Origin of the sequence: Streptosporangium sp. NPDC002544 (assembly GCF_040295965.1) — a bacterium.
Lineage (GTDB): Bacteria > Actinomycetota > Actinomycetes > Streptosporangiales > Streptosporangiaceae > Streptosporangium.
Genome location: NZ_JBEOWJ010000018.1, coordinates 98,364 through 116,535 on the forward strand (window position 1 = coordinate 98,364; position 18,172 = coordinate 116,535).

Below are 18,172 nucleotides of genomic sequence, written 5' to 3' on the forward strand. Positions count from 1 at the left end.
TGCCCGCTCCACTACGAAGGGCCGACGCTCCTCTTGGCCGAGCATCTCACCGGGATCACGCTGACACCGCAGCTGCTGGAGAAGTCCACCTACCTCTGTGGAGTCGTTCCCGAAGCGATGAGCAAAACCCACTGTCCGCGACCCTCGCCGGGTTGGCCGCAGCCAGTGGATCACTCTGCTGCAAGCTCCTGCGGGCTTCACGGGGGCACCGTTCTCCGCTGGCCTTGCCGTCCAGCCATCAGAATGAAAAAATCCTCACTTATAGGTTTCCATGTCCACAATGCTCGCTGACGCAACAGAGGGTTCTTTTAGAATTCTTAGTATTACCTCTGGGGAATCCTGCACGATGATTCCATGGATGCGCACGTCCGCTGCCTGCTCTTGTAGTTCAGAGAGACTTAAGCCGAAGATCCCAAGTGCCGAGTTGTCACTAGGATGCAGTAGTGACACCCACTTTTGAAAACTCGCCACAGCGGACTGCGCTTCCTGGCAAAAGTCGAAACCGCGACGGCCGGCACAGGAATGACTGACAGTACTCAAATCCCAGCTAATCGGATTTACGTCGTCGCCTCGAGGAGCAAATAGAAACACTTCCGGATTTGAGGCCAGCCCTCGCGCTTTGGCCTCGGTCAACGGCTTTGCCAGCCTAATGACGACCTTGACCGTAACCTCGACGCCCAGATCCTTAATATTTCCTATTAATTCGGTTTTCGATGGCCAGGCCTGCGGGTTCTCAAGCGACTGGATCGCATCAGTCATCCTCCACGGCCCGAGACCAGGTGTAATGGAGCTCGAAGCGAGGTCTACCGTGTACATCGGGCGTAGCGAATTGACACTGACGAGTCTCGGTGAAACTCCGACCCAGGGAAGGAATTCTATCCCATACTCTTCATCGAAGCAGACGTGATTATGGTCATAAGCCGACCAGCTGACATTGTAGTCAGGATAGGCAGCCGCCAAGCTCGACATGTAAACGAGCCTGAATCTCTCGCAAGGAGCCGATTGCCTGTCTGATCGGCCTGTCTTTGCGGAAATTCCTACGACAGCAGCCGATAACAGTACCATCGTAACAATAATAGAAAACTTTCTAATTTTAGCCCCTAATTGAATGATTATATCGCTCCGCGATTACGATGTACGGAAGCTATTAGTGCCAGCCACTCAAGAGAGTGCGCCCTTTCCGGAGACAGAAGGGCACATTCTCACTTTGGATTCGTTAACCTAGCGAGTTCTGCTGTCTACTCCTCAACGGGAGGAAGAGATTGGTTCTCTTTCGAGACGCCGGAAGAGGTTATGCGCTGCAGGCATCGATATTCTGCAGTGTGCGAAACCCTTTGCTTGCGATGAATCAGGCAGTCGTGACTGATGATAACGCTTCTGTGGAGGGTATCGCCTTCACTGCCCTTGAAACTTAGGTTCAGGATCGCTTCGAAGTCATGCCTATAGTCCGTGATTCGGCAATCTCCAACGCACCTTCCAGCTACGAGGGGACCGATTCCAGGCGGCGCTGCGCATCGCGCATGAGAGCTCGGCGATCCGGATCGTCAAGCCAGTCGTTGATATCGCCGTACAGGGAGAAAGGTCCCTCCAAGCCGTAGCGGGCGGCCTCTGGAAGGCTCGCGTCGGCGAACTCCACCGGGACCTCGTCAGGATCGTGACAGTAGGCGGTGAACCCAGAGTTCGAGGAGAGTATGACCCCGTCCACCGCGGCCGAATCCGCCATCTTCCGCTGCTCTTCCAGCAGGTACGACCTCAGATAGATCGTGTCATGCACAGCCAAGTAACGACTGATAGTCGCGGCGGCCACCAACCCACTGGGCCGCACCACCCGGACCACCTCGGCCAGTGTCCGGACCCGGTCGGCCCGCTCGGCCAGATGATAGAGCGGGCCCAGCAGCAACACCGCGTCCACGCTCTCATCGGGAAGCGGCAACTCCCTGGCGTCCCCCTGCCACGCGGTGACCCCGGCCAGCCGCGCCGCCCGCTTCACATGCAACGGCACGACGTCGATCAACTCGACCCGGTACCCGTCGGCACACGAGGTCATACGCCGACATCACGGTCCGCCAGGTGCCTTTCTTCAAATCTCTGACCTGGCGTTTGATTTGGATGGACTGGGTCGCGCAGGGAAAGGCCAGCCCGGATCTCACTGTCACCGCCTTCAGCGTGCGGCGTTCCTCGCGGCTGTGTCCCCGGTCGAACTGCCGGTCGGCGACCGGAACCTGTTTCCATAACAACCGTTTGAGCCGGGCATACAAGCTTGGCTTGTTCTTCTTCACCATCAGGATGAAGTGCGCGTTCTTCTTGGTCGCCAGGAAGGTTACATGATCGCGCCGGCTGTGCCACCACGAAAATCCTCCCCTACCCGACACCCGCATCAATAATTAGCCAGGGCTCATGCACCGAATTCCTGCCAAGGATATATCCCCACGCATTCCAGCCGTTCTCCATCGATACCTCTTCGTGCTGTTCCATGACAAAACTCACTAAGACTGTTCTCACCTGCCGATACCCGCCCGGCCCATACACATCGGAATGCGGGGTTCCAATACTGATTTTTTCAAGACTTATCAAGTTGCAAATTGCGGCGTCCGGACCCCCTGCTTGCCGCTCAAAGAAATTTGCGGAGGAGATAGCTCGCATAGTGTCAATATCACGGGCAGAGAGCGCATCCAGATAGGCTCTGACCACACGATCAGGGGAGGAGCCCGCAGCAGGAATGGGTATGTCTCTGAGCTTGTCCGTATCGCAAACGGAACACGATGATGTCAAGATCGACACCAAAATAACAAAAACGGTCAACGCTGTTGACCTCATATCAGAGAAGTTCACGAACCTCACTTTCTGAAAAGTGCGGCCGCGATCGTTCTCGCGGCCGCACTATTTCACTTTAGAACGCGGATGGCGAACACCTTGGCATTCGGATACTGTTTCTTAGCCAACGGAAAAGAGACAGCGAACGGCCTGTACTGATACGGACCAGAGTGCTGGGCGTATTCTACACCCTTCCATGTTCCACTTCTTATATTACTCACTATCGCTACATGACCGATGTCGAGACTACCGCCACTCCAGTCCCACAGCAGGACGTCCCCAACCCTGACGTTGTTCCAGGATGTGACCCACTCTGCGCGACCTTTCGTGACCATAAAGTGCTTGAAGAAGTTGTCGGCGCCGGACCATGAGTAGGTACTCATGTATCGGTACGGCCAAGTCTGCCACCACTCGCTGTTGTCGTCTCTCTTCGACGGATGGAAGATCATCCCATCCGCGTACATGCGCGCCCTGCCACCATGATGCAGAGCCTGCGAAATGAAGTTGGCGCAGTCATTGTCTTTGAACACCATGGGGTCGTTGAAGTGATCGACCGCCCATGCTGCTGCTCGTATGCGATCCACACTACCGTGAGACGATGACGATCTCTGGAGACTCCCGGCTTCGTAGATAGGAAAGCCGTCGTCATCTACCGGCAACTCCATGCCCTCCGTGGGCATCTCACCCGGCTGCCCAGAGGGGTATGCGTTCACGTCCGGGGTCACCGAAATGACATTCCCCCAACTCGTGGAGTTCTTCAGCTGGACGTTACCGCATCCATCCACGGAGAATACGTAGCGAAGGACGGACTTCGCGTGGTCCTCAGAAGTCTCCTGAACGGCGGTGTCGACACCACCCGCGTACACATAGTCCTGAGAGACCGTTGCCTGAACCTCGACAGAGGTGTCGTCAACCGGGAAAGTCAGGACGTCCGCAAGCGAAACCTGTGAGCTTTGCTGCTCTATTCCTCTCTCTGCAGCCTTGTCCGCCCACCATGTTAGGTTTGATTCATTTGTATAGAGGATTGCTTTTACCAAGCCTCCGTAAGTCTTATTATTCGTCACTTCCGCCACGCTCTGGGCATCGTTTTGGAGGAGACTGTTTTTTGATTCCTCGAAACCTCGGATGGCGTTCGTAAAAACCTGTGGGTCACATGGGGGTGGCTGCGGAATGGTGGCTTCCACAGACCTCCAGGGGCCGACTCCGAACCGAGATTTGGGGCGAACCTGAAACGTGTACCTAGCTCCGGTCAATAGGCCTGATATTGCCGCCTGCACGTCACCGACGGACAACTGCTTGATGAGTTGCCCATTAACATCCAGCACATTGACGTCATATGTCTCGATCAGCGCCGTGGAGCCCGGGTTGGAAGGAAATCCCCACGCGAGCAACGCACTCTTGTCGCCTGGCCTGACCATAAGGTCACGCACTTCACTCGGGGCAGTCGGAGGCAGGTAGGACAGCTCAAGCTCCATCTGACCACCGCCTCCATAGCTGAGCGGTATGGCGCTGTCCGACTCAACGACCATCCAGCTCAGAATGTTTTCCCCGATCTCAGCGCTCGGCGACCCGGCCGGAAGCGAGTAGTCAGCCTCGCTGTTAAGCATCGAGCGGACATCCGACGCCTTCGTCTCCGAGGTCACGTCACCGGAGATCGGAGAGATCTCGACAGTCGTTCCCGCTGGACATGTCTCGGCTCCACAGGACGGACCGCCTAACCGTAGCGTCGCTTTTACGGGGATGGCTCCTTCTGGAACGTCAGCCAAGCTAACCTTCAGGACGGACAAGGTTTTCTGGGCGTTCGTACCTCCAGCTTCTACGGTAGTGGAAACCGCGAGAGAACACGGCAAGCCGTCGCACGCATCCGCGCCACTTTTACCGCTCCTGATGACGAAATTATCCTGTCGGAGGTTGATCTTTAATACGGAGCCGATGTCGGGAAGCTGCACTTCACCTGGCACCGTGAAGAACTCAGGTTCCGTTTTTGCCGTGCAAAAATCCTCGACACATGCTTGGATCTGCCACTTGTACGTTGCCCCAGACCTGACGGTGTCGTCCGGAACCCTCATCGAAATACGCTTGCCGCCATCAACGGTCCCGTACCCAAGGGGACTGGCACCAACTGGATTACCTGCCACATCGTACAAGTAGAACTTACCCGTCACAGGGCCGCCTGAAGGGCGAGAAACCACTGCAGAGAGAATGGGATGTAATGGATCGGTCAGCAGCGTCTGAGGTTGGATCGGTAGGTAAGGCGCGTCGGTGGTGATTCGGTAGTAAGGGCTTTCGCTGCAGGTGAGGGGGGTGGCGCCGTTGATGCAGGCTCGGACGGAGATCTTGAAGCTGTCGACGTTGCTGACGTCGTAGGTGATGGACGCGGCCTGGCCGGAGGGCAGGTTGGCGTTGGTGGGCGGGGTGAGGTTGAGCATCCACTGGATTTCGGTGGGGCTCAGGGCCCGGTCGTAGGCGCGGATCTCGTCGTAGGCGGCCTTGACCGAGGAGTAGCCGATTCCCGCGTGTTTGCCGTTGCCGAGTTCGAAGATCTGGTCGGCCTGCCAGGGGGTGGCGGTGTAGTCGGCTTCCGCGGCCTGGACGCCGTTGACGTACAGGCGGATCTTCTTGGCGGCGGCGTCGTAGACGCCGGCCAGGTGGGTCCAGGTGCCGATCTGCGCCGCCGCGGAGGACTTGATCTCCGTCACCGCACTGCCGGCGGTGTTGTCGTGGTACATCTGCATGTTCCACTTGCCACCGGTGGTGGTGTAGCCGACGGTGAAGGCGCTGTTGACGGTACCGCTCTGGCTGATCAGCGGGATGGTGTTGGTCCCGACGTCCAGGCGTACCCAACCGGCCGCGGAGAAGCTCTTGTCGGTGCGCAGCACCGGGGCTTCGGTGGAGGCGGTGGACGGGTTGCCGGCGGTGCCGTTGAGGAACAGGGCCTTGCCGTCCTTGCCGTTGATCCACGAGTAGCGGTTGGCGATGAAGACCAGCGTGTTGCCCTTGCCGCTGGAATCGGTGCCCCCGGTCCCCTCGGTGAAGCTCCACTTGCCGACCTCGCCGCCGCCCGTGGTCCAGGTCGGGAGCGGGGCGGTGGAGTCGACGACGGAGACGTAGTAGTCGATGTTCCTGCCGTCGACGGAGGTGCTCTTGTAGCCGACCTTGGCCGAGCTCTCACGCACGATCGCATGCTCGCCGTCCATGGAGTCGACCGACTCGGCGGTGACCGTGGGGATCTCCGGCGGCAGGATGTACTGGGTGATCAGCTTGGGTGGGGTGGCGCCGGTGCCGGTCATCTCCGCGGAGTGGAAGACCGCCGAGTAGCCGCTGTAGCGGTCGACGCTCTCGCTGGGCCCCTTGAGCTCGACGCCGTAGTTGGGCTGGCCTCCGGCCCAGGCCTTGACCCAGTTGGTGATCGGCCAGGTCATGACGCCGGGGGTGAGGACGTTCGTGGTCGGGCAGGGGGTGGCCACGAAGTCGACGGTGCCGGGCTTGTTGGACCAGGTCATCCTGCCCGTGGTCCAGTTGGCGTTGACCTGGCCGGCGTAGACCTTGCCGTCGCCGCGCAGATGGCAGGCGGGTGACTCGGTGCGCCACAGCTGCATGGTGGAGGAGATGATGGGCTTGTTCGCCAGGCCGGCGACGTCGAACCTCAGGTACGAGCGCCAGTAGTTGACCGCATCCACCCCGTTGCAGCCGTGGTAGGCCGCGCCGACCTTCAGCAGCGTGGCACCCGGCTGGTCGTTGGTGTTGCAGTCCGCGCCGCTGGACAGCAGCGTGTCGGTCTTGACGGTGAGGGTGGAGGTGGGGTCCACCACGACCGGGAAGGTGGTGGCGGGGTCCGCCAGCCAGCCGGCGTCAGGTTTGAGGACCAGCGTCCGTTTGCCGCCGTCATCGACGACGGAGGTGGCGATCGGGGCACTCCGCGAGCCCGCGCCGTCGCCCGCGCTGTCCCACATCACCGGTCGCGGCGCCTGGGCGATGACCTTGTCCTTGCCGTCGGTGAGCTGCAGGCCGCCCTGCTTGGACTTGGTGAGGGTCAACTCCGGCGACTCCACCGGGATGCGGATCTCCAACGGCCCCTTGGGGCGCTCGCGCAGCACCACATCGTGCCGGAAGCCGGTGGGCAGCGCTGTGACGACCAGGTCGGCCCCGGGTCCTGCGGCGTCCGGGTAGGTGGCGACGTTGCCCTTCACCACCGGGCGGGGCAGTTCCCCGTCCCAGGAGAGGCTGAGGCTCTGTTTCGCGTCCCGCTTCATCACCGCGAACGGGACGTCACCGCCGCCGAGGGAGAAGGCGAGGTCGGCCTTGCCCACCTTGGGCTTGAGGACGCCGTCCTTCTCCACCAGCGTGGTGTCGATCCACGCCCACGTGCCGTCGTCCTGCTTGACCTGGGTGGGACCGGAGTACGACTCCGTCTTCAGGCTGCCGTCCGGGAAGGCCCAGGTGCGTGCGGTCTCGGTGAACGCGCCTGTGGCCTCGACCGGCTTGTTCTGCTTCCTGGCCTCCGCGACCGCCGCGCGCAGCGGAGCGTCGGGGTCCTCCGGGCGGGGAAACGGCGTCTGGACCGGCGCCGAAGGGGCCGGCGTGGGTGTCGGGTCGGCCTGGGCGGGCAGAGCGCCGCCCGACACCAGGAGCGAGGCGGCCAGGGCCGAGACGGTCACGACCGTGGTCGTGACCCGTCTGTTCGGTCCGCGCCGTGGGGGCGGCGCGAAAGGACGGTTCGGTAAGGGAAACCCCACCGGTTCCTCCATCGTGAAAGGGAGATTGAACGGCCGGGCGGGGAACGAGAGAGCCCGGCCGAAGATGATCACGGCAAGGATCCCGGACAGTGCTATTGATCTTGTCTGGCAAAATGTCGCGATCTTGGTCGCGCTCAGGCTTCATCCGCCCAACAGCGAGGGCATGTGCGTCGACGTCCGCCGCAGAGCACCGTCAAACGTTCCGCCCGTGGATCACGCATCCGCGCCCAGCGGGAGAGCCCCTGGTCAAGGCGGCGATCGGCCAACGGATCAGGATGAACCTTGAGATCGCCTGGGACTTGGAGCACCGCCCCGGGGATCGCGATACAGGAATGCCCTGTCGAGCATTTATTCAGAGCGCCGCCAACCGTTCGGCGACAGCATCCGCCTCGGGAATTCCCATCGGGGCGAAAACGGCAAGGGCTTTCTCTAGGTGAATCTTGAACTCTTCCTTTTCACCTAGGGCTTCCATGGCTTCGGCAATCCCCTTGTGCGCGTACCCTTGGAAGTAGACGTACTTCAGATCCGTGGCCAACTGCAGGGCGGCCCGAGAGTGCTTCACGGCCTCGATCGGATTGCCGTCGGCAAGGAGGGTATGACTCAGGTCGCAAAGAATTTCACATTCGAGCTCTCGGTCACGCAACTCCCTTACCTGAGCGAGAGCCTTCTCGTGATACTCGATCGCCTTGGCGTGAAGTCCGTTCCGTCCGTGATCCCTGCCGAGGTTATTGATGGCATCCGCTTCAAGGCGAGGATTCTTCATCTCTCGTCCGATCCGAAGGGCTTCCGTATGACATTTCAAAGCCTCGTCGATCCGGCCGAGCCGCAGATAGGCGTCTCCTTGGTACAGGAGAATGTAGGCATCTTTATGCCGACTATCCTCCTTCCGCACGTAGGAACGGCACTCCTGCAGGCTCTCAACAGCCTCCTCAAGCCGCCCTACCTGTAGGTATGCTATCGCCAGATGGTACAGCGCGCCTTGCCCGTCAGGACGTTCGCCGAGTGCTCGTTCGATCGCGAGAGACTGTCGGCAGATTTCAATCGCCTCGCCCGGCCGCCCTGTACGGATAAGACCGTAACCGATGTCACGTAATGCCTTTGCTTCACCTCTGCGGTCTTCTGTCGCACGCCGCAGGGACAGAGCCCGCTGCTGAAGCTCCAGATAGTCGTCATACTTTCCAACAAAAATATAGGCGTATCCCAGGGAGCCCAGCACTTCGGCTTCGCCATGCAGGTCACCGAGTTCCCGGGTTGCGGCAAGGCTGATCCGATGAGTAGTGATCCAATCATCTATACGATCGTTCATATAGAAGAAACGAGATAGGGTTCGCGCAATCTTCCAGGCATGGTCCCGCCAGCCTTGAACAGCGCAGTAGGAAATCATCGAAACGAGTGACGGATATTCCTCGTCCAACCAGGAGGCAGCCGCCTCGGGTCGGCCGAACACCTTCTTACAACTGTGTTCGGCTGGAATGTCCGTCAGCATGCTGAGCCGACCTGGGTCGAAGAGGTTCATAGCCCCGTCGGCCGTGTACAAATACCAGTCGAAGAGACGTGACAACGCGTCGCACCGGTCGACCGCCCGATCGTCAAGTTCGCTGCGGTCGCGCGCGTAGACACGTACCAGATCGTGCATCGCCAGCCGTCCCCCATCCCCCCGCTGGATCAGGTGGGCTGCGACAAGCCTGTCGATCGCCGATCGCCCCTCGCCGGAAGGCAGACCCACCAGGACCAGAACGGCGTCGACGCCGATGTCGGGTCCGGGATGGAAGCCCATCAGCCGAAAGACCCGCCGAGCGGTTTCGGGTAACGCTCGATAGGAAAGCTCGAAAGCGGCGCGAACCCCGGTATGCGGATCCTCTCCGATCTCCAGGGCGACCAGCGGGTTCTCATTCCGGAGCCTCGCCACCATGTCGTCAATGGACAGGCTCGGCTGGCCTGCGAGGTGAGCCGCGGCCAGGCGCAGCGCCAGAGGCAGGTGACCACAGAGACCGGCCAGCTGGGACAGCGCCTCGGCTTCTCCGCGGGTCCGCTCGGTTCCCAGGATGGCCACGAGCAGATCCCGCGCCTCGTCGGCCGAGAGGACATCGAGAGTCATACCGCGAACATCGTGAGTGACCCAGAGCCCTCGCAAGGAATCCCGGCTGGTGATGACCACCTTGCACGAAGGCGAGCCGGGGAGCAGCGGGCGGACCTGATCGGGACTCGCCGCGTTGTCGAGCACGACGAGAACCCGCCTGTCGGCCAGGAGCGACCGATAGAGGGTCTCCCGTTCATCTGCCTCCTTCGGAATTTCCTCCACGGCCACACCCAGTCCGCGCAGGAGGCGATGCAGTGCCTGTGCCGCCTCTACGGGCTGCCCCTGTGAATAGCCATGAAGATTCACGTACAACTGCCCATCGGGAAACAGTCCGGCCACCCGGTGTCCCCAGTGTGTCGCGAGCGCGGTCTTCCCGATTCCCGCCGTACCGGCGATGGAGGTGATCACCATCGCCGGGATACCGCCTTCACCCGTGGACAGCATCAGGTCCAGTTGCCGCAGATCGTCCTTCCTACCGGTGAAGCGGGCAATGTCGGAGGGCAACTGGCGGGGAATCGACAGCAAGCGTGGAGCGGCAGACGTTTCGAGATGCCTTGGCTCCGGATCGAGTGACGGATCAGCCGAGAGAATCGCCTGATGAAGGCCGGCCAAGTCCTCTCCCGGCTCCAACCCCAACTCGTTCCGGAAGTACCGGTGCGCGAGCCTGTATTCCTTCAACGCTTCCGCTGCCCGCCCCGCACGGTAGAGGGCGAGCATCAACTGGCCGCGAAATTTTTCATGCAGTGGATTCTCGGCAACGAATCGCCTTAGCTCGGCGATGAGTTCCGAGTTCCCGCCCAGGGCGAGATCGACGTCGATTCGCTCGGTGAGAGTGACGATCCGCCGTTCTTCCAATCCGGGACCTTCGGTCAGCTGGAACTCGGGGTGAGTACCGGCGAGCGCAGGACCACGCCAGAGCGACAGGGCCTCGCGGAACCGCTCCGCCGCCTGTACGGCATCACCTGCGGACAAGGCTGTCCGAGCCTGTTCCACTTTGGTGTCGAAGACGTCAAGGTCTGAGGAACCGGCGGGGATCTGTAACGCGTACCCCGCGGGTGAGCTCGCGAGAGCGGCGATATCACCCAGTAGACGGCGCAGGGACCACAGATGGTTGTGGAGCAGCCGCCGTCCGGAGGCGGGGACGGCACTTCCCCACAGCGCGACCAGCAGTCGGTCATGTGAGACCACGCGGTTCGCGTTCAGCACCAGGACTGCCAGCAGGGTCCGCTGTTTCTGCCCGACGATTGATACGAATCGCTCGTCACGCCAGATCCCCACCGGTCCGAGTACGCGAAACTCCATGTCTCCCTTTCCGAATTCCCTCTACGCCTCTCAAAAGGCAGGGCAATCTTGGCGTACTGTTCCGACGCATGCGCATACAGTCACACCGTCTTCGTGTCGCCGTAATACGCTGATGTGGCGCGTCAAACCATACAAGATCAAGATATTTACGAAAAACGAGGTGGCGAAACCTCTTCCAGATCCTCACGAGGATCGTTTTCGCTGCTTTATACGGATCGGAAGGTATTCGGGTGAACACCGCTGAATGCGGTACACGAGCAGGGTCCCATCACATGAGCCAGTCGCCGATGCCGCTGTACTGACACGATCAAAGGCGGGCGCTACCTGGAGACTTCCTGTCGCTGCAGTTCAGAGGCATGATCGTGTGTCACGTCAAACTTTCAGGTTCAGTAAAGCCGGGTGGGCGATCGACCGCCCTGACGGTTCAGGCGGTGGGTAGCAGTGCCGCCCCGGTGGCAGGCACACGCACCACGACCAGTACGGTGCCGGTCAACATGAAGGTAAGCATCGGCACCCGTACCTCCGCGCCGACCTCGGCACCGGATGCCCCAACGGGTCTGGGCGGCCGACACACCGGGCGGTACGCCGAAGCCCGAGCAGCGGCCGTACCCCGGCGACCCGTCCGCTCATCGAACCCGTGCGACCGCCTGACGCGCCGAACGCAGCAGGAGCCCGGGCATCGGACGCCCTCTAAGAACTTCATTCCCAGGTGCCCCATTTGAGATTGACACAGAGAGCACCGCCGGGAGCGGAGAGCCGCTCTCGTCCCATCTTCACGACGGCGGCATCCTGTGGCCACCCGCTGGATGCCGGACTGGTCGGCTTGCCGTGCTAACCCGCTGGGCGCAGGACCCGCTCCCAGGAGGTGTGCGTGTCACGCAGGGCGCGTTCGCGCCGGTCGGGTGTCACGCAGATGTTGTCGCCGGCGAAGGCCTCACGCCAGACGTAGCCCTGGATGCAGGTGCGCGACCCGTACGGGTCCGTCCAGCGACCGGCCCCCATCATGTTGTCGGCGATCACCTGGTCGCGGATCTCCTGGGTGACGCAGACCTGGTCGAAGCTGTCGGCTCCCCGCCAGACGTAGCCCGGTTTGCAGGCGTTGGGCCCCAGGACGAGCCTGGCCGGGTTGATCCGCGAGGCGGCGGTGGCGTTGTCGGAGACCACCTGACGGCGCGTGCTGGAGGGCACGCACACCTTGTCAGACGGCGTGGCCAGTCGCCGCGTGTACGAGGGGATGCACTTGCCGTTCTCCTCCCAATTGGAGGCGTCCGCGGTGTCGGCCTGGGTCTGCTCATAGACGGCCGGTGTCACGCACACCAGGTCGTCGTAGGTCGCCTTGCGGTAGACGTAGCCATCCAGGCACTTCTGCGTGATGCCGGTGCTCGCCGTGACGACCGCCTCGTCCTGCCCCACGGAGTCGATCGAGATGCTGACCCCATTGGTGTTCAGCGAGGTCACGGGATTGCGCGTTATCCGGTCCTTCAGCAGGTACGACACGCCGTTCTTGACCTCGTGCAGGAGCACGATGTCGGCGGGGATGCCGGCGCTCTGGCCGGTCTTCTTGCGGAACTCCACCGTGTAGTAGTGGAACGGGTCGGCGACGTCGAACGGGACGCGTACCATCTGCGTGCCGATCTTGCTGGGTTGGTCCAGCGGTACGAGGCGCACGGTCCGGCTCGCCACACCGTCCGCGCCGAGCGTGACGATCCGGTGTGGCTCCAGCCAGCCCATCTCGTCACGGGTGGGACCGTTGAGGCCGACCGCGCTGGTGCCAAACCTCTCCGTCTCGTACCTGTGGATGTGCATGGCGCTCATGATGTCCCACTGGTCGTCGTACTCGCCGATCTGTGCCCAGTCGACCAGGCGGAAAGTGGGGTCGTCGGAGAAGGAGTGGTCCCTGTCGTAGCCGTGCAGCATCTCGTGGGTGGTGAAGCCGAGGTTCCAGGCGAGCGGGTCCAGCAGTACCCGCTTTCCCCAGCTGCCGGAGTCCACCGGGGCGTTGATCATGACGGCGGTCCAGTGGTTGGACGGAACGGTGTATCCGGCGGCGGCGGCCGTCTGCACGCAGTCCTCGATTCTCTGCCACCGGCCCTTGGTCCTGGCCTGCTCCAGCGTGAAGGGCATCGTGTACCAGCCCTTCACCACCGATCCCGCCACGCTCGTCCGGCCGCCCGACTGGTCGGCCAGGTAGTCGGCGAACCCGCCGAGGCCCTTGCCCGCGTCGGTGAACAGCTCCCGGAAGAACTGCGGAGGTTTGGGCTCCTCCGGACGGTCGGCGAACTTGCACAGCAGCACCGACCAGGGCAGGTCGCCCTGTACCGGGTACGCCTGGGCCGGTAGGGCGGGCACGCAGATCAGAGCGAGCAGCGCGATCGCGGCGGTCAGGAACGATCTTCGTAAGCGCACGGATCCTCCTTGGGAAACGCCTGAAACCAGGCCAGGCTCCCAACCGCCGCTTGTTGCTCAGTTGCGCGTGAATGGCAGCCCCGCCGACTGCTTCCCGGCTCCTGCCGTCGCCCACGAAACGACCGTCAAATCACAGTCTCGGACGGCGTTGGAGTGCCCCGAAGCGCGCGTCTCGAGCCGTCTCCTTCCCAGTGGTTCACAAGCCCACCCGGCATCGTGGGGCGAGCGTGCGACAACGGGGGCCGCTGCCCGGCCGAACCTCGTTCAGGCGGCGGCGCGGGTGGTGAGGTCCTTCCAGAGGCCGTCCATCCTGGCCTCCAGTTCCTCCAGGGTGCCCTCGTTCGGCACCACGATGTCGGCGATCTCCAGGCGCTCCTCGCGGGTCGCCTGGGCGGCGAGCCTGGCCCTGGCGTCCTGCTCGCTCATGCCGCGCAGCTCGACCAGCCGGGCCACGCGCACCTCGTCGGCGGCGTCCACGACGATCACCACCTCGTACATGGGGGCGAGCCGGTTCTCCGCCAGCAGCGGGACGTCGTAGATCACGATGCTGCCGGGGGCCGCCTGGTCCTGCAGCTCGGCGACCCTCGCGCCGACCAGCGGGTGCACGATGGCGTTGAGCGCGGCCAGCTTCTCGGAGTCGGCGAAGACGATCGAGCCGAGCTTCTCCCGGTTCAGCGAGCCGTCCTCGCGCAGGATCTCGGTGCCGAAGACCCCGGCCACGCGCGCCAGGCCCGGCGTCCCCGGCTCGACCACCTCACGGGCGATCTTGTCGGCATCGATGACCACGGCGCCTCGGCAGGCCAGCCGCCGGGAGACCTCACTCTTGCCCGACCCGATACCGCCGGTAAGACCCACCTTCAACATGATCCGCAGCATACGCGGTACGGGCCGCCCGCCGGCAGCGCGGTCCTCGCATCATGGCGGGCCGGGCCGAGACCGCCCCGGAAGGCCACCTCGCCCTCCGCCGCCGCACAAGGCGGTCGGCGTCTCCCCCGTCTCGCACATCCCTGCCAACCCGTCGACGGACAGACCGGAGCCGCTCTTCGCGGCGCTGGAGGTGGCGCCTGCCACCCTTTCGTACGGGTACGGCCTCAGGAGACCATCTGCCGCACCGGAACAGGGCGGTCGGCGTCTCCCCCGTCTCGCACATCCCTGCCAGCCCGTCGACAGACGGACCAGAGCCGCTCTTCGCGGCGCTGGAGGTGGCGCCTGCCACCCTTTCGTGCGGGTACGGCCCTTATTGCCGTCTGCCGCACCGGAGGGCGTCTGAGTGCCCTACAGCTCCCTGCGCATGTGCACCAGCGTCAGGTGGTCGCTCATCCGCTCTCTGCGGGTCTCGCGGTAGCCGTGGCGGCGGTAGAGCCGCAGGTTGCCCTCCGACAGGTGCCCGGTGAACAGGTCGAAGGCCAGCGCCGCGGCGGCCTCGTCGTGCAGTGCCGCCAGCAGCGCGCCACCGATGCCCGCGCCCTGCCTGTCGGGGGCGACCACCAGGCGGCCGACCAGGCAGGTCGTGCCGGACATCCGGCCCCGGACCGCGCCCACGATCCGCGCCCGGTCGCGGGCGACGAGCACGATGGCCGTCTCGACCGCCCTGCGGACCTGGCCGGCCGACTCCACCAGCGGCGCGATGAACGGGTCGCCGTAGAGCTGGGCCTCGCCCACGTAGGCGGCGCGCTGCACGGTCAGGATCTCGCCCGCGTCCTCGGGCTCCGCCCACTCGATCACGGCCACGGCGCCACCCTAGCGGGCGGGCAGGGGGCAGGAAACGCGGGAAGGGCCCCGCCGGAGCGGGGCCCTTCCGTTGGAACTTCTACCGCACAGGTCAGCTCTGGCCGCCCGCGAGCTTCTCGCGCAGGGCCGCGAGAGCCTCGTCGGAGGCGAGGGCACCCGCCGCCGGAGCGGAGGAGCCGCTGCTGGAGCTGCTGGCACCAGTGGACGGGGTCTCACCGGAGTAGGACGTGGGGGCAGCCTCGCCCGCCTCGGCCTCGGCCTTGCGGGCCTCCTCGACCTGCTTCTTGTGAGCCTCGAAGCGGGTCTGAGCCTCGGCGTACTGCCGCTCCCACTCCTCGCGCTGCTTGTCGAAGCCCTCGAGCCACTCGCCGGTCTCGGAGTCGAAACCCTCGGGGTAGATGTAGTTGCCCGACTCGTCGTAGGTCGCCGCCATGCCGTACAGCGTGGGGTCGAACTCGACGTCGGCGCCGATCGCACCCTCGTTCGCCTGCTTGAGCGAGAGCGAGATCCGGCGGCGCTCCAGGTCGATGTCGATGATCTTCACGAAGATCTCGTCGCCGACCTGGACGACCTGCTCGGGGATCTCGACGTGGCGCTCGGCCAGCTCGGAGATGTGGACCAGGCCCTCGATGCCCTCCTCGACGCGGACGAACGCACCGAACGGCACCAGCTTGGTGACGCGACCCGGGACGACCTGACCGATCTGGTGGGTACGGGCGAACTGCTGCCAGGGGTCTTCCTGCGTCGCCTTGAGCGACAGGGAGACGCGCTCGCGCTCCATGTCGACGTCGAGCACCTCGACGGTGACCTCCTGGCCGACCTCGACGACCTCGGAGGGGTGGTCGATGTGCTTCCAGGAGAGCTCGGAGACGTGGACCAGACCGTCGACGCCGCCGAGATCGACGAACGCACCGAAGTTGACGATCGAGGAGACGACGCCCTTGCGGACCTGACCCTTCTGCAGGGTGTTGAGGAACGTCTGGCGAACCTCGGACTGGGTCTGCTCAAGCCAGGCACGGCGGGACAGAACCACGTTGTTGCGGTTCTTGTCGAGCTCGATGATCTTCGCTTCGAGCTCGCGGCCCACGTAGGGCTGGAGGTCGCGGACGCGCCGCATCTCGACCAGGGACGCCGGCAGGAAGCCACGCAGGCCGATGTCGAGGATGAGACCACCCTTGACGACCTCGATGACGGTGCCGGTGACGATGCCGTCCTCGTCCTTGATCTTCTCGATCGTGCCCCAGGCCCGCTCGTACTGAGCGCGCTTCTTGGACAGGATCAGGCGGCCTTCCTTGTCCTCCTTCTGGAGAACAAGGGCCTCGACGTGCTCGCCAACCTCGACGACATCCGCCGGATCGACATCGTGCTTGATCGAGAGCTCACGCGAGGGGATGACGCCCTCGGTCTTGTAGCCGATGTCGAGCAAAACTTCGTCTCGGTCGACCTTGACGACGGTGCCCTCGACGATGTCGCCGTCGTTGAAGTACTTGATGGTCAGGTCGATCGCTGCGAGGAACTCTTCCTCGGAGCCGATGTCGTTGACCGCTACCTGCGGGGTGCTCGAGGTGGCCTCAGTGCTGCTCGTCATGTGTGGAGTTGCTCCGAACGCGGACAGATGTCGATGTGGCGAACGCGCGGCAGGCTTCTTACCGTCAGCCGAAGAATTCACATCGGCGTGATCGAGCGCGAGCCCACTCCGTCCGAGACACGCGCGAGCCCACAACGCAGCGATCAGCATATGAGACGAGACGGGTATGGTCAATCCGACGACACTACGCTCCCGCGTGCCGAAAGGATAACGATCTCGCCTAATAGGCGTTGATCATTTCTCTCCGGTCAGCCCTGATACTACCCCGAAGCCCCCGTGGGATGGAGATGCGCTCGGGGTCGCCGTCCGCCGTGTAGCGCTGGCGGGGGTGCTTGTCCAGCCACTCCAGCCAGTATTGGGAACACCATTTCCGGCACTCGCCTTTTTTACCATTGCTCTGGATCCGCTGGACCGATCGCCAGTCGTAGTTCTTGGTGAACGGCGAGACCGACGGCTCGGCACCGGCCAGGAAGACGGCCTTGAACCGGTAGGAGACTCCCTGCCACCTTCCCGACTGCACCGTGGACCTCTTACGGGGCATCGCGCCGAACGGCAGCGCCATCGTCTCGGAGGGGGGAACGCCGAGCTGCTTCAGCAGCCGCTCGACCCTGGCGAGCTGCTCGGCGATCTTCTTCTTGGGCAGGCCCGGCAGGTAGGGGTGGCCCCAGGTGTGGTTGGCCACCTCGAAACCCCGCGAGGTCAGCCACTGCACGGCCTGCGCCTGATCCTTGGCGTTCTGCAGGCCGAAGGGCTGCTGGTTGACCCAGAAAGTGGCGACGGGCCGGAAATCTGGGTGTTTCTTTGCCACCTGATAGATGATTCCGACCGCGGTGTTCCTGGCCGGGGTGCCGTCCGCCTCCAGCGCGAAGTGGCTGGGGTGACCGTCGTCGAAGGTCAGCACCACCGGGTACTTGCCCGCGGGGATGTCCATCCTCCCGGCGGCGAACTCCCGCGCGGTGACCGGCACGTAACCGTCCCTGGCGAGCATCTCCAGCTCCTTGCGCAGCTGGGCGGGCGTGCGGTCGATCGACGCCAGCCGCTTGCCGATGATCCGGTGGTACATCAGGATCGGGACCATGCCGGCCTCGTTGGCCTTCACCTGCCGCGCGAACTCCGCCGTGGCGGTGACCGGCGGCGGCAGCTCGGCCGAGGGAAGGTCAGGGGTCGGCGAGGGCGTCGCGGGCGGCTGGGACGGACCGGGCGCCGCCTGTCCCGCCCCGGAGGCGCCCGGGGCGCCGGATGGGGCAGGTGGGGCGGGAAGCACGAGGAGCACCACCACCGCCACCGCGACGACCACCACATTGGTGAGCATGATGATCTGCGTCAGGGGGATTGAACTCCGCACAACACTCCCAGGCCCATCGAGCTTATTCGGACTGGATCACCAGCCTAGAACAGACTCGGACAGGCCCGACCAATCGGTGGAGTTCAGCCCTCCATGAGGGGCGGTCACCCGCCCGCTCGGAGGTGGTCGTCGGTGCCCGGCACCCGGCGGGACCCGCGGGGAGCAGGCGG

The 18,172-nt window shown here is 63.5% G+C and carries 11 protein-coding genes; 1 reads left to right on the plus strand and 10 read right to left on the minus strand.

The genetic code is table 11. The features are described 5' to 3' along the window. Window positions 1–33: 33 nt before the first annotated feature. On the plus strand, window positions 34–291 hold the full coding sequence (locus ABT061_RS26435; RefSeq protein WP_350922711.1) for a DUF6461 domain-containing protein: 258 nt from the start codon (window positions 34–36) through the stop codon (window positions 289–291). Here the strand turns inward: ABT061_RS26435 and ABT061_RS26440 are convergent. The 10 genes from ABT061_RS26440 to ABT061_RS26485 form a co-directional block, all read right to left on the minus strand. After that, window positions 256–969, minus strand: coding sequence for a hypothetical protein (locus ABT061_RS26440; RefSeq protein ID WP_350922714.1), 714 nt, complete (start codon window positions 967–969; stop codon window positions 256–258). The two genes, ABT061_RS26435 and ABT061_RS26440, sit on opposite strands and share 36 nt — an antisense overlap. A gap of 511 nt (window positions 970–1,480) precedes the next feature. Then, window positions 1,481–2,047: a class I SAM-dependent methyltransferase gene (locus ABT061_RS26445; RefSeq protein ID WP_350922716.1), complete on the minus strand. Its 567-nt coding sequence runs from the start codon at window positions 2,045–2,047 to the stop codon at window positions 1,481–1,483. 314 nt (window positions 2,048–2,361) lie between these two features. Continuing rightward, entirely contained in the window at window positions 2,362–2,832 is a 471-nt protein-coding gene (locus ABT061_RS26450) for a hypothetical protein (RefSeq protein WP_350922718.1), read from the minus strand. Window positions 2,833–2,885: 53 nt separating this feature from the next. Next, window positions 2,886–7,622, minus strand: coding sequence for a LamG-like jellyroll fold domain-containing protein (locus ABT061_RS26455; protein ID WP_350922721.1), 4,737 nt, complete (start codon window positions 7,620–7,622; stop codon window positions 2,886–2,888). A 280-nt stretch (window positions 7,623–7,902) separates the two neighbouring features. Continuing rightward, on the minus strand, window positions 7,903–10,932 hold the full coding sequence (locus ABT061_RS26460) for an AfsR/SARP family transcriptional regulator (RefSeq protein WP_350922723.1): 3,030 nt from the start codon (window positions 10,930–10,932) through the stop codon (window positions 7,903–7,905). An 831-nt stretch (window positions 10,933–11,763) separates the two neighbouring features. Next, window positions 11,764–13,338 (minus strand): metallopeptidase domain-containing protein, encoded by a 1,575-nt coding sequence (locus ABT061_RS26465; protein WP_350922725.1) that lies wholly within the window; start codon window positions 13,336–13,338, stop codon window positions 11,764–11,766. A gap of 264 nt (window positions 13,339–13,602) precedes the next feature. Next, a complete protein-coding gene (gene coaE, locus ABT061_RS26470) occupies window positions 13,603–14,202 on the minus strand; it encodes a dephospho-CoA kinase (RefSeq protein WP_350922728.1) in 600 nt (199 codons plus the stop codon). A gap of 411 nt (window positions 14,203–14,613) precedes the next feature. Next, window positions 14,614–15,069: a GNAT family N-acetyltransferase gene (locus tag ABT061_RS26475; protein ID WP_350922730.1), complete on the minus strand. Its 456-nt coding sequence runs from the start codon at window positions 15,067–15,069 to the stop codon at window positions 14,614–14,616. Window positions 15,070–15,160: 91 nt separating this feature from the next. Next, window positions 15,161–16,657 (minus strand): 30S ribosomal protein S1, encoded by a 1,497-nt coding sequence (gene rpsA, locus ABT061_RS26480; protein WP_350922732.1) that lies wholly within the window; start codon window positions 16,655–16,657, stop codon window positions 15,161–15,163. Window positions 16,658–16,877: 220 nt separating this feature from the next. After that, a complete protein-coding gene (locus ABT061_RS26485) occupies window positions 16,878–18,002 on the minus strand; it encodes a polysaccharide deacetylase family protein (protein WP_350922735.1) in 1,125 nt (374 codons plus the stop codon). Between the last annotated feature and the right edge of the window lie 170 nt (window positions 18,003–18,172).